Raw genomic sequence first — 12,770 nt, forward strand, 5'->3', positions numbered from 1 at the left:
CGCCCCACGGGCGCACCTTTCTCTAGAACGCTGACGACGTCACGGCGCGCTTGCCGGTGATGCGTGGATCAGCGGGAGATCAGGACGATTGCGTGACGGGAAGCTTCTGTTCGAGTTCTGCTACCCGGCGCTCGAGCTCCTCGAGCCGCGAACGCGTGCGCACCAGCACCTGGGTCTGCGTATCGAATTCTTCACGTGTCACGAGGTCGAGCTTCGAAAAGCCTTGCGACAACATCGCCTTGACGTTGCGCTCGACATCTTTCGCCGGCGAGTTCTTGAGCAGATCGCTGATACGTGCTTGAAAGTCGTTGAAGACGTCGTTCGGTTGTTTCATCGTAAATCCCCTTGATTGCACAAAAACTGTGCGCGTTTCATTGCCGCTGTGCCTCACATCGGCGCGTGATCGATGCTGGTGCATGGGTAGTGAGCGGCGGCCGCCGGATGAGCGCGTTTGGTGCGCGCCCCCATCCCCGACGCATGCGATCACTCTAGCAACGATACACGCGGCATGCCACCGTGCGCCGCGTACGTTGGCCGTTCGGCCGGTCCGGCTGACAGCCCTGCAGCGTGCCGCGGGACGACAGTCTGCCACACACATGGCATGCGAGTTGCTGTTACTGCCCCGCGCGCATCCCGGGCGACCGGACGGCGCAGCAATAGCGATCCGGCAAACGGGTCGCTCTGTCGACGCACCACGCAAACGGGTTACCAGAAGGTTACGCAGGGGTTACGGGTTAGCAAGGTTACGCAACTAAAAGCGAGGTAGTCATGAAACTCATCACCGCAATCATCAAGCCGTTCAAGCTCGATGAGGCGCGCGAAGCCTTGTCGGCCATCGGCGTCTCGGGGATCACGGTCACTGAAGTCAAAGGCTTCGGGCGTCAGAAAGGGCACACCGAACTGTATCGGGGCGCCGAGTACGTCGTCGATTTCCTGCCGAAGGTGAAGATCGAGGCCGCGGTCTCGGACGACATCGTCGATCAGGCAATCGAAGCGCTCGAGCGTGCGGCGCGCACCGGGAAAATCGGCGACGGCAAGATCTTCGTTACGCCGATCGAACAAGTGATTCGGATTCGCACCGGTGAGACCGGCGCGGACGCCCTGTAAAAAAAACAGCGACAAGAGGAAACAGAGATGCGCAAATTATTGATGTCCTTGTTGATGGCCGGCTCGCTGCTCGCGGGCGGTATCGGTGCCGCGCTGGCAGACGACGCTTCGGCGCCCGCTGCCGCATCGGCTGCCGCAGCCGACACGACGGCGAGCGCGCCTGACGCGTCGGCCGCCGCCGCCGCTTCGGCGCCTGCCGCCGACGCTTCCGCCGCGCCTGCGGCGAGCGCCGCCGCTGCGCCCGACGCATCGGCCGCTTCGGCCGCCGCAGCTGCCGCTCCTGCTGCGCCGACCGCCCCGTTCTCGGTCGATTCGTCGAAGATCAACTCGGGCGACACCGCGTGGATGCTGACCTCCACCGCGCTCGTGCTGTTCATGACGATTCCGGGCCTCGCGCTGTTCTATGCGGGCATGGTCCGCAAGAAGAACGTGCTGGCGACGCTGATGCAAAGCTTCGCGATCACCTGCGTCGTGACGATCGTCTGGACCGTGGTCGGCTACAGCCTCGCGTTCACGCCGGGCGGCTCGTTCATCGGCGGCTTCTCGCGGGTCTTCCTGTCGGGCATGAACTACATCAAGGGTGACAAGGCCACGACACTGACCGTCAGCCATCTGGCCTCGACGATTCCGGAGTCGGTCTATTTCGTCTACCAGATGACGTTCGCGATCATCACGCCGGCGCTGATCACCGGTGCATTCGCCGACCGGATGAAGTTCTCGTCGATGCTCGTGTTCATGACGCTCTGGTCGATCATCGTCTACTCGCCGATCGCGCACATGGTGTGGGAACCGACCGGCTGGCTGGCTAGCGCAGGCATCCTGGACTTCGCGGGCGGCACGGTCGTGCACATCAACGCCGGTATCGCGGGCCTCGTGTGCTGTCTGGTGCTCGGCAAGCGCGTCGGCTACGGCAAGGACGTGATGGCACCGCACAACCTCGTGCTCACGCTGGTCGGTGCATCGATGCTGTGGGTGGGCTGGTTCGGCTTCAACGCGGGTTCGGCAGTGGCGGCTGACGGCCGTGCCGGCTTCGCAATGCTGACGACGCAGATCGCAACCGCGATGGCAGCGCTCGGCTGGATGTTCGCCGAATGGATCGCGAAGGGTAAGCCGTCGGTGCTCGGCATCGTGTCGGGTGCGGTGGCGGGTCTGGTGGCGATTACGCCGGCTTCGGGCTTCGTCGGCGTGATCGGTGCACTGGTGATCGGCCTCGTCGCCGGCGTGGTCTGCTTCTGGTCGGCCTCGTGGCTCAAGCACAAGCTTGGCTACGACGATTCGCTCGACGCGTTCGGCGTGCACTGCATCGGCGGGATCATCGGTGCGCTGCTGACCGGCGTGTTCGCGGTCAAGGACATCGGCGGCGCGGACGGCAGCGTGATCCTGCAGGCAAAGGGCGTGCTGACGACGCTGATCTACAGCGGCGTGGTGAGCTTCATCCTGCTGAAGGGCATCGACATGGTGATGGGCCTGCGCGTGACGGAAGAAGAGGAACGCGAAGGTCTCGACGTGGCGCTGCACGGCGAGCACGTCGAATAAACGAACATAAGGACGTAAGAGCAACAGGAGAGACGTCCGGCATGCGAGACCCTGCCGGACGAATCAAGCGCAGCGATCTGGCCCGCCACCCGGCGGGCTTTTTTTCGCCCGTCTGAGCCCGCGCCACAGGCTTTTTCGCCACCACCTGCCCAGCCTCGAGCAGGCGTCAGCCCCGCCCCGCGCGGCCAACCGGCTGCCGCTGATACGCACTCGCTATCGAAACGATATAAAACCTTGCTCACAGCAGGGTGGATGCGGGCTTGCGAGTTGCGAGATCATCCCAACATGCAGGGGGCAAATACCCCGCTACCCTCTACAATCGCTGCATCTAAGCCCGTGAGTGCTCAATGGTTCCGCACCTTGTCACCGCGTTGAACGGTCCGCTGCTCGAACTCGAGCGACGGATTCTCGACGCTACGCCCGCCATCGAACGCTGGTTCCGGCTCGAATGGCAGGAACACACACCGCCGTTCTACTGTTCGGTGGATCTGCGCAACGCCGGCTTCAAACTGGCGCCGGTCGACACGAACCTGTTCCCCGGCGCGTTCAACAATCTGCCGCAGGAAGTGCTGCCGCTCGCCGTGCAGGCGGCGATGGCATCGATCGAAAAAATCTGCCCGGACGCAAAAAATCTGCTGGTGATTCCGGAGCGTCACACGCGCAACGCGTTTTATCTGGAGAATGTCGCGCGGCTGGCCATGATCATGCGGCAGGCCGGCTTGAACGTCCGCTTCGGTACGCTCGACGAAACCATCTCGGGCCCGGTCACGATCGCGCTGTCCGACGGCCAGAAGCTCGTGCTCGAACCGCTCGAGCGTTCGACGCGCCGGCTCGGTCTGAAGAACTTCGATCCGTGCTCGATCCTGCTGAATAACGATCTGTCCGGCGGCATCCCGCCGGTGCTCGAAAACCTGCATGAGCAGTATCTGTTGCCGCCGCTGCATGCGGCCTGGGCAGTGCGCCGCAAGTCGACGCACTTCTCGTGCTACGACGAAGTCGCGAAGAAGTTCGCGAAGATGGTCGAGATCGATCCGTGGATGATCAATCCGTATTTCGCGCACGTCGAAGACGTCGACTTCCAGGCGCGTACCGGTGAGCAACCGCTGGCGGACGCGATCGACGGCGTGCTGAAGAAGATTGCGAAGAAGTATCGCGAGTACGGTATCTCCGAGAAGCCGTACGTCGTCATCAAGTCCGATGCGGGCACGTACGGGATGGGCGTGACGACGGTGCACGACGCCTCGGAAGTCGCATCGCTGACCGCGCGCGAACGCGCAAAGATGTCGACGACGAAGGAAGGCCTCGACGTTCGCGACGTGATCGTGCAGGAAGGCGTCTACACGTTCGAGCGGATCGGCGAAGAAGTGGCCGAGCCGGTCGTGTACATGATCGACCGCTATGTGGTCGGCGGTTTCTATCGTGTGCACGGGAGCCGCGAACGCGATCAGAACCTGAACGCGCCCGGCATGCATTTCGTACCGCTCGGCTTCGAGCACACCGCGTTGCCGGACGCGCATGCGAAGCCCGGCGCCGCGCCGCCGAACCGCTTCTACATGTACGGCGTGGTCGCGCGCCTCGGGTTGCTGGCGGCGTCGGTTGAACTGGAAAGAACGGACCCGGAAGCCATCCAGGTCTGACGCACACGGCGGCCAACGGTAACAGGCGGCCGCCCGCGCGTTGGATCGACCATCAAAAGCGAAGCCCGCGAGGGCGCATCAGGGACTTCATGGACATTCTCTTTATCGCGGACCCGCTGGACCGCTTCAAGATCTACAAGGACTCCACCTACGCGATGATGGCGGAAGCCGCGCGGCGTGGCCACACGCTGTACGCGTGCGAGCCGGAAGATCTCGCGTGGACGGGCAGCGACGTCGAGGCGAATGCACGGCGTTTTGCGATCGTCGGCGACGAGGCAGACGGGCACCGTTCGCCGTGGTACGAGGCGCAAGCAGCAGCGGTACGGTCGCTGAAGAGCTTCGGCGCGGTGCTGATGCGCAAGGATCCGCCGTTCGACATGGAATACGTGACGTCGACCTGGCTGCTCGAACTGGCCGAGCGCGGCGGCGCGCGCATCTTCAACAAGCCGCAGGCGATCCGCGATCACTCGGAGAAGCTCGCGATCGGCGAGTTTCCGCAGTTCGTCGCGCCGACGCTCGTCACGCGCGACGCTGCGCGTCTGCGCGCGTTCCACGCGGAGCACGGCGACGTGATCCTGAAGCCGCTCGACGGAATGGGCGGCATGGGCGTGTTTCGCGTGAAGGCCGACGGGATGAATCTCGGCTCGATCGTCGAGATGCTGAGTCACGACGGCGCGCGTTCGGTGATGGCGCAGAAGTTCATCCCCGAGATCAAGGCCGGCGACAAGCGCATCCTGCTGATCGGCGGCGAGCCGGTGCCGTATTCGCTCGCGCGGATTCCGCAGGGCAACGAAGTGCGCGGCAACCTGGCTGCCGGCGGCCTCGGTGTCGCGCAGCCGCTGACGCCGCATGACCGCGAGATCGCCGCGGCGCTCGGTCCCGTGCTCGCCGCGCGCGGCCTGCTGCTGGTCGGGCTCGACGCGATCGGCGACTGGCTGACCGAAGTGAACGTCACCAGCCCGACATGCTTCCGCGAAATCATGGATCAGACGGGCTTCGACGTCGCGGCGATGTTTATCGACGCGCTGGAGCGCGCGGCCGGCTGAAGTGCACAATGAAGCACATAAGAAACGGCAATTGCGCTGGACGCCGGGTTGCGGACATTGCAACACACCGCAACACCGGCGGGCGCAAACCGCCGGGAAGCGCGAAAATGGACTGGTACAATGCCGGCTCCCGGAAGCGAGCCTCGTCTAACGAAATGCTGACGACGCTTCCGTTACCGGATGCCGCGCACGGTCGCTGCACCGTCATCCATGAAGCACTCCTGGATCGGCGCATTCCGGCCCTTTCGACCATCGGCCGATCGAAAGGGTTGTCGCAGGCGAACTGGCACGCGGTCGCGTGCCACGCCCAGACCGCGAATCAGGCCGTTTAGCTGCAAGACTGACATGGCAGGCATTCTGATTATTGCGCACGCTCCGTTCGCTACCGCGCTTCGCGAGTGTATTGCTCACATTTACGGCGGGCTACCGGCCCGCATCGGCGCAATCGACGTCACGCCCGATTGCGATCCCGTGCAGATCGTCGCGCTCGCTCACAGCGAGATCGATCGTCTGAAGGAAGAGAACGGCGCGCTCGTGCTAACCGACATGTTCGGCGCGACGCCGTCGAACATCGCGGGGCGGCTCGCGACGCTGCCGGACGTGCGCGTGCTCGCCGGCGTGAATCTGCCGATGCTGGTGCGCGCGGTGTGCTATCGCGCGACGCCACTCGACACCCTCGTCGACAAGGCGCTCGCCGGCGCGACCAAAGGCATTCATTCGATCAACGCGAACACACCGGCCCCGACCACAGTCGCATGTGCGAGCGATTGCCTCGCGTCCGCGCAGCCCGAGGCCGCGATCGCGCAGAAATTCCACTCGTAAGACCGTTACCGTTTCATCTTCGACAACACAAACCGCGCCTCGGGCCCATACATGCTGCAACAGGAAACGACCATCGTGAACAAGCTGGGGCTGCACGCGCGTGCGTCGGCCAAACTGACGCAACTTGCTGGCAACTATCAGGCGGAAATCTGGATGAGCCGCAACGGCCGGCGCATCAATGCGAAGAGCATCATGGGGGTGATGATGCTGGCCGCGGGGATCGGCAGTACGGTGCTGATCGAAACCGAAGGCACGGACGAAAAAGACGCGATGGACGCACTGCTCAAGCTGATCGCCAACAAGTTCGGCGAAGGCCAGTAAGTCGTCCGGCCGCACCGGTCGACGCACGAAACGCCGCGCTTCGCCGCGGCGTTTTTTATTTTCGCGCTACGCTGTTCTGCGAACGCTGCGATGTTGCGTCGCACATAGTCCTCTTACGCGCGAGTGCGCTGCGGAATTTATAATGATCGCCGGGGTCTGAGAGCATTGCAGCGGTTTGCCGCGGCATCACACAACTAGAGGAGGTGCGCGTGTCGTTCACGCTGCATGGAATTCCCGTGTCACGCGGTATCGCCATCGGGCGGGCCTACCTGATCGCCCCGGCTGCACTCGACGTCGACCACTACCTGATCGAACACGCCCAGATCGAGGGCGAGATCGAGCGTTTCCGCTCGGCACAGCAGCGCGTGCATCTCGAACTCGACGCGCTGCGTGCGGATCTGGCCGCCGACGCGCCCAGCGAAATGGGCGCGTTCATCAATGTTCATTCGATGATCCTGAACGACGCCATGCTCGTGCAGGAAACCATCGATCTCGTGCGTACGCGCCGCTACAACGTCGAATGGGCGCTGACCGAACAGCTCGAGCGCCTGTCGCGCCATTTCGACGACATCGAAGACGAATACCTGCGCGAACGCAAGGCCGACATCCAGCAGGTGGTCGAGCGGGTGCTGAAGGCGCTTGCGGGCGCATCGCCGTCGCCGCTCGACGGCGTGCACGGCAGCTGCGACGAGATGATCGTCGTCGCGCACGACATCGCGCCCGCCGACATGATGCAGTTCAAGACGCAAACCTTCCAGGGTTTCGTCACGGATCTCGGCGGGCGCACGTCGCATACCGCGATCGTCGCGCGCAGTCTCGGCATCCCGGCTGCGGTCGGCGTGCAGCAGGCGAGCGCGCTGATTCGCCAGGACGATCTGATCATCGTCGACGGAGACCACGGCATCGTGATCGTCGATCCCGCGCCGATCGTGCTCGAGGAATACTCGTACCGGCAGAGCGAGAAGGCGCTCGAGCAGCGCAAGTTGCAGCGCCTGAAGTTCTCGCCGACGCAGACGCTGTGCGGCACGCGCATCGAGCTGTGCGCGAACATCGAGCTGCCGGACGACGCGCGCGCAGCCGTCGATGCGGGCGCGATGGGCGTCGGCCTGTTCCGCACGGAATTCCTCTTCATGAACACGAAGGACCATCTGCCGGAAGAGGAGGAGCAGTTCGCCGCATATCGTCGTGCGGTCGAGTTGATGAACGGTCTGCCGGTGACGATCCGCACGATCGACGTCGGCGCTGACAAGCCGCTCGAATCGATCAGCGGCGGTGACGGCTACGAGACTGCCGCGAACCCGGCGCTGGGGCTGCGGGCGATCCGCTGGAGCCTGTCGGAGCCGCAGATGTTTCTCACGCAGTTGCGTGCGATCCTGCGCGCGTCGTCGTTCGGTTCGGTGAAGATCCTGATCCCGATGCTCGCGCATGCGCAGGAAATCGACCAGACGCTCGACCTGATCCGCGAGGCGAAGCGCCAGCTCGACGACGCTGGCCTCACGTACGATCCGAACGTGCGCATCGGCGCGATGATCGAGATTCCTGCGGCGGCGATTGCATTGCCACTGTTCCTGAAGCGGCTCGACTTCCTGTCGATCGGCACCAACGATCTGATCCAGTACACGCTCGCGATCGACCGCGCGGACAACGCGGTCGCGCATCTGTACGACCCGCTGCATCCGGCGGTGCTGCATCTGATCGCGTTCACGCTGCGCGAGGCGAAGCGCGCCGGCGTGCCGGTGTCCGTGTGCGGGGAGATGGCCGGTGACCCGGCGCTGACGCGTCTGCTGCTCGGCATGGGGCTCACCGAGTTCTCGATGCATCCGAGCCAGCTGCTGGTCGTCAAGCAGGAGGTCCTGCGCTCGCATCTGAAGACACTGGAGAAGCCGGTCGCCGACGTGCTCGCGTCGTTCGAACCGGAAGAGGTGCAGGCGGCGTTGAAGCGCGTCGCCGAGATCTGACGCAGGCGCCCAGCTAGCGTGTTGTACCGTGTCGCGCGCCGCACACCGGGCAATCCGGCTGGCGCGCGACGCGCATCGTGTTCCATTCCATCCGCAGCGAGTCGAGCATCATCAGCCTGCCGACGAGCGTCGTACCCACATCGGCGATCACGCGCAACGCTTCGGCGGCCTGCATCGATCCGATGATGCCGACCGTCGGCGCAAACACACCCATCGTCGAGCACGCCACTTCCTCGAACGGCTGGTCTTCCGGAAAGATGCACGCGTAGCACGGCGATGCGTCGTCGCGGAAATCGAACGTACTGATCTGGCCGTCGAAACGCAGCGCGGCACCCGACACGAGCGGCACACCGTGCGCGACGCACGCGCGGTTGATCGCGTGGCGCGTCGCGAAGTTGTCGGTGCAGTCGAGCACGACGGTCGCCGTGGGCACCGCGGCATCGAGCCATGCATCGTCGACGCGTTCGGCGACCGCGTTCACTACGACGTCGGGATTCAACTGCGCGATCGCGTCGCGGCCCGACTCGACCTTGCTGCGTCCGACCGACGCCGTCACGTGCAGGATCTGCCGCTGCAGGTTCGTCAGATCGACCGTATCGGCATCGACCAGCGTAAGCCGCCCGACACCCGAGGCCGCGAGATACATCGCCGCCGGCGACCCTAACCCACCCGCGCCGACGACGATCGCATGCGCGTCGAGAAAGCGCTGCTGCGCCTCGATGCCGAGTTCATCGACGAGGATGTGACGGGAATAGCGGAGAAGTTGATCGTCGTTCATGGCGGGGCGCGTCGTCTTTATCGTTATTCTAGTCGCGCGGGGGAGCGTGTCTTCGCAGCACGGCTGCGAAGACACGTCAGGCGGAGGGTTACTTGCCCTGCGACGCCGGCATCGGTGCCGACGCGGGAGCCGGGCCGGAGGCGCCCGGTGTGACCGGCAGGGCCGGCTTCACCGCGACCGGTGCCGATGCCGATTGGGCCGGCTTGTCCTGCGCGAGCCGACGCTCCATCGCCGACTTCGATTCCTGCACCGGCTTGCCTTCGAGCTTGTTCAGCGCCTGTTGCATCATGAAGTCGTCGGCAGAACCGAACTCGATTGGCTTGCGGTCGCGTTCCTTCTGGCGCTGTTCCGGCGTCTTCTTGTCGTTCTGCTCTTCGAGTGCACGCAACTGGTCCATGCGCTCCTTCTCGCGCTGTTCCTGCTCCTTCTTCTCGTTCGGATCCTGCGTGTTCGCGAGGTGGTTCGAGTAGTCGACTTCGCGCGTGACGAGCGCGTCGTCCGGATCGCCCTCGGCGTACTGATCGACCGGGATGTCAGGACGGATGCCCTTGTTCTGGATCGAACGGCCGCTCGGCGTGTAGTAGTACGCGGTGGTGAGGCGCAGCGCGGTGTCGGCGGTCATCGGCCGGACGGTCTGCACCGAGCCCTTGCCGAACGTCGTCTTGCCGACGATCAGCGCACGGTGCTGATCCTGCAGCGCGCCCGCGACGATTTCCGACGCTGACGCGGAGTACGCGTTGGTCAGCACGATCATCGGCACGGTCTTGAAGATCGGCGGCAGGTTCTTCAGCGGATCGCTGTCGAAGGACGGCAGACGGTAGTTGTCGTAGGTGTCGCGGTACACCTGCTTCGAATCCGGAATCTGGCCGTTGGTCGACACGACCACCGAATCCGGCGGCAGGAACGCGCCGGCGACGCCGACCGCGCTTTGCAGCAGACCGCCACCGTTGTTGCGCAGATCGAGGATCAGGCCCTTCAGGTTCGGCTGCTGGCGCGCGATGTCCTGCAGACTCGCGGCGAGGTCAGGCGTCGTGCGCTCCTGGAAGCTCGTGATGCGGATGTAGCCGTAGCCCGGCGCGAGGATCTTCATCTTCACGCTCTTGACGTTGATGATCGCGCGCGTCACCGTCAGCGGGAACGTGCGATCGTCGGTCTTGCGGAAGAGGGTCAGCGTGACTTTCGTGCCCGGGTCGCCGCGCATCTGCTTGACCGCCTGGTCGAGCGTCATGCCGCGCACCGGCTTGTCGTTGATTCGCGTGATGAGGTCGCCCGGACGGATGCCGGCGCGGAACGCGGGCGTGTCTTCGATCGGCGAGATCACCTTGATGAGCCCGTCTTCCGACGAGATCTCGATACCGAGACCCGCGAAGCGGCCCTTGGTCTGTTCCTGCAGTTCTTCGTAATCGGTCTTGTCGAGATAGGAAGAGTGCGGGTCGAGGCTCGCCACCATGCCCTTGATCGCGGCGGTGAGCAGTTTCTTGTCGTCCACCGGCTCGACGTACTCATGCTTGATCTGCCCGAACACTTCGGCGAAAAGGCGCAGCTGGTCGAGCGGTAACGGAGCGGAAGCGGCTTGCTGGGCCGATGCGGATAACTGCAAGGTTGCAAATACGCCGGTGGCAAGGCCCGCGGCGATCAGGCCGATGTTTTTCAGATTCTTTCGCATAGAGTGGGGCGGTCGGAAGCGCGTGGCAGCGTCAGGTAGAAAGCGACGGACAAGTATAACTGCACACCTGCCCGGCTGTGGGCGAGGGCGCAATCGGCATTCGACAGCGTTTGTCGAGGTGGGTTCGGGCTTCCGCGCGGGCGGCGCGAAAGAAATGTCCGGTAATGAGGCGCCGAAGTGGCGTATTCAGGAGAGCAGGTATCCCGGCCATACGGCACGGCGCACGCAAGACACGCGTACGCCGCTGCCGGTGTCAGCCGGCCTTGCCCTGCTTCGCAACGGCTGCCTGCGCCCGCGCGATCGCTTCCTGGTCGCCGAGGTAGTAGTGCTGGATCGGTTTCAGGTTTTCATCGAGTTCGTAGACGAGCGGGATGCCGTTCGGGATGTTCAGGCCGACGATGTCGCTGTCCGACACGTCGTCGAGATACTTGACCAGCGCGCGCATCGAATTGCCATGCGCGGCGATCAGCACCTTGCGGCCCGACTTGATCGCCGGCGCGATCGATTCGTTCCAGACCGGCAGCACGCGCGCGACGGTGTCTTTCAGGCACTCGGTGAGCGGCAGTTCCGCGCGCGGGACTTTCGCGTAGCGCGGGTCGTTGTACGCGGTGCGCTCGTCGGACGGATCGAGCGCGGGTGGCGGCGTATCGTAGCTGCGGCGCCAGACCAGTACCTGCTCGTCGCCGTACTTCGTCGCGGTCTCGGCCTTGTTGAGCCCCGACAGCGCGCCGTAGTGACGCTCGTTGAGACGCCATGAATGCACGACCGGGAGGTACATCAGGTCCATCTGGTCCTGCACGTGCCACAGCGTGCGGACCGCGCGCTTCAGCACCGACGTGTACGCGATGTCGAACGTGTAGCCCGACTCCTTCAGCAGGATGCCCGCTTGCTGCGCTTCGCGGTTACCCTGTTCGGTCAGGTCGACGTCGACCCAGCCGGTGAAGCGGTTTTCCTTGTTCCACGTCGATTCGCCGTGGCGGATGAGAACGAGTTTGTACATGGTGCCGGTCGGTAGTAAGGAAGCGGTAAAGCGTTGCGCCGCCGGGGGGGCGAAAAGAGGCGGCAGCATCGCAGCTGACGGTTATTTTATAATGCGCGGATTGCCATTTCCGATTTCTCTCTTTTCTGGCGGTTTTTCGTGAAGTTTTTCACCGATTACACAAACCTTGTACTCATCGCTGTCGCCCTCATCTCTGGAGCATTGCTCCTGTGGCCGACGATCAGCCGCCGCGGCCGCGGCGGCCTGTCCTCCGCGGAAGCCACGCAACTGATCAACCGGCGCAACGCCGTGGTCGTCGATCTCCGGTCTGCGGAAGATTTCGCGAAGGGTCATCTGCCGTCGGCGCGGCATCTCGAGTTCGCCGAACTGCAGGCGAAGATCGGCCAGCTCGTGAAGAACAAGAGCAATCCGGTGCTGCTGGTGTGCCAGACTGGCCAGCAGTCGAACAAGGCGGTCCGCGTCGTGCAGGATGCGGGTTATGCCGAAGTCCATGTGCTGCAAGGCGGCCTTAACGCGTGGCAGCAGGCCGGTATGCCGGTCGTGAAGCAAGGAGCAGCCAGATGATGAACAAAGTGATCATGTACAGCACGCAGGTGTGCCCGTATTGCCAGATGGCCGAACGTCTTTTAAAGTCGCGCGGCGTCGAGCACGTTGAAAAGGTGCTCATCGACAAGGATCCGGCCCGGCGTGAAGAAATGATGACGCGTACCGGCCGCCGCACGGTGCCGCAGGTGTTCATCGGCGACACGCACGTTGGCGGCTACGACGATCTCTCCGCGCTCGACCGCAAGGGTGGTCTGATGCCGCTGCTCGAAGCCGCAGCTGTTTAGGCTGCACGCTGCGACAGGCGTGTCCGGCCGGTGCGCGGACTGGTCCTGTCGGCGGCGCATAGCACCCAA

General features: G+C 64.0%; 13 protein-coding genes. 9 read left to right on the top strand and 4 right to left on the bottom strand.

Annotation, left to right across the window (positions count from 1 at the left end; genetic code table 11):
- Window positions 1-79: 79 nt before the first annotated feature.
- The gene (locus ACREXZ_RS17070) at window positions 80-334 is read right to left on the bottom strand and encodes an accessory factor UbiK family protein (protein WP_133650002.1); all 255 of its coding nucleotides are present in this window, start codon (window positions 332-334) and stop codon (window positions 80-82) included.
- Window positions 335-768: 434 nt separating this feature from the next.
- Here ACREXZ_RS17070 and ACREXZ_RS17075 point away from each other — a divergent pair, with 434 nt between their 5' ends.
- From ACREXZ_RS17075 to ptsP, 7 genes are all read left to right on the top strand, one after another.
- The gene (locus ACREXZ_RS17075; RefSeq protein ID WP_006048089.1) at window positions 769-1,107 is read left to right on the top strand and encodes a P-II family nitrogen regulator; all 339 of its coding nucleotides are present in this window, start codon (window positions 769-771) and stop codon (window positions 1,105-1,107) included.
- Between the two features lie 27 nt (window positions 1,108-1,134).
- Window positions 1,135-2,643 (top strand): ammonium transporter, encoded by a 1,509-nt coding sequence (locus ACREXZ_RS17080; protein ID WP_431765281.1) that lies wholly within the window; start codon window positions 1,135-1,137, stop codon window positions 2,641-2,643.
- Between the two features lie 347 nt (window positions 2,644-2,990).
- Window positions 2,991-4,280, top strand: a complete 1,290-nt coding sequence (gene gshA, locus ACREXZ_RS17085; protein ID WP_431765282.1) for a glutamate--cysteine ligase — start codon at window positions 2,991-2,993, stop codon at window positions 4,278-4,280.
- An 89-nt stretch (window positions 4,281-4,369) separates the two neighbouring features.
- Entirely contained in the window at window positions 4,370-5,326 is a 957-nt protein-coding gene (gene gshB, locus ACREXZ_RS17090; RefSeq protein WP_431765283.1) for a glutathione synthase, read from the top strand.
- Window positions 5,327-5,671: 345 nt separating this feature from the next.
- Window positions 5,672-6,148, top strand: coding sequence for a PTS sugar transporter subunit IIA (locus tag ACREXZ_RS17095; RefSeq protein ID WP_431765284.1), 477 nt, complete (start codon window positions 5,672-5,674; stop codon window positions 6,146-6,148).
- A gap of 51 nt (window positions 6,149-6,199) precedes the next feature.
- A complete protein-coding gene (locus ACREXZ_RS17100) occupies window positions 6,200-6,469 on the top strand; it encodes an HPr family phosphocarrier protein (protein WP_431765285.1) in 270 nt (89 codons plus the stop codon).
- A 209-nt stretch (window positions 6,470-6,678) separates the two neighbouring features.
- Entirely contained in the window at window positions 6,679-8,427 is a 1,749-nt protein-coding gene (ptsP, locus tag ACREXZ_RS17105) for a phosphoenolpyruvate--protein phosphotransferase (protein WP_431765286.1), read from the top strand.
- 13 nt (window positions 8,428-8,440) lie between these two features.
- On the opposite strand, the gene ACREXZ_RS17110 is transcribed toward ptsP, so the two are convergent.
- The 3 genes from ACREXZ_RS17110 to gpmA form a co-directional block, all read right to left on the bottom strand.
- Window positions 8,441-9,205 carry a HesA/MoeB/ThiF family protein gene (locus tag ACREXZ_RS17110; protein ID WP_431765287.1) on the bottom strand — a complete coding sequence of 255 codons (765 nt, stop codon included), beginning with the start codon at window positions 9,203-9,205 and terminating at the stop codon, window positions 8,441-8,443.
- Window positions 9,206-9,293: 88 nt separating this feature from the next.
- On the bottom strand, window positions 9,294-10,871 hold the full coding sequence (locus tag ACREXZ_RS17115) for a S41 family peptidase (RefSeq protein ID WP_431765288.1): 1,578 nt from the start codon (window positions 10,869-10,871) through the stop codon (window positions 9,294-9,296).
- A gap of 253 nt (window positions 10,872-11,124) precedes the next feature.
- Window positions 11,125-11,871: a 2,3-diphosphoglycerate-dependent phosphoglycerate mutase gene (gene gpmA / locus ACREXZ_RS17120; protein ID WP_431765289.1), complete on the bottom strand. Its 747-nt coding sequence runs from the start codon at window positions 11,869-11,871 to the stop codon at window positions 11,125-11,127.
- 138 nt (window positions 11,872-12,009) lie between these two features.
- On the opposite strand from gpmA, the gene ACREXZ_RS17125 reads away from it, so the two are divergent.
- A complete protein-coding gene (locus ACREXZ_RS17125; protein WP_431765290.1) occupies window positions 12,010-12,435 on the top strand; it encodes a rhodanese-like domain-containing protein in 426 nt (141 codons plus the stop codon).
- Window positions 12,435-12,701 (top strand): glutaredoxin 3, encoded by a 267-nt coding sequence (grxC, locus tag ACREXZ_RS17130; protein ID WP_431765405.1) that lies wholly within the window; start codon window positions 12,435-12,437, stop codon window positions 12,699-12,701. Before ACREXZ_RS17125 ends, grxC begins: the two co-directional genes overlap by 1 nt.
- The last annotated feature ends 69 nt before the right edge of the window (window positions 12,702-12,770 follow it).

The sequence above is a fragment of the Paraburkholderia sp. genome (assembly GCF_050742655.1).
In the GTDB taxonomy this organism is placed as follows: Bacteria; Pseudomonadota; Gammaproteobacteria; order Burkholderiales; family Burkholderiaceae; genus Paraburkholderia.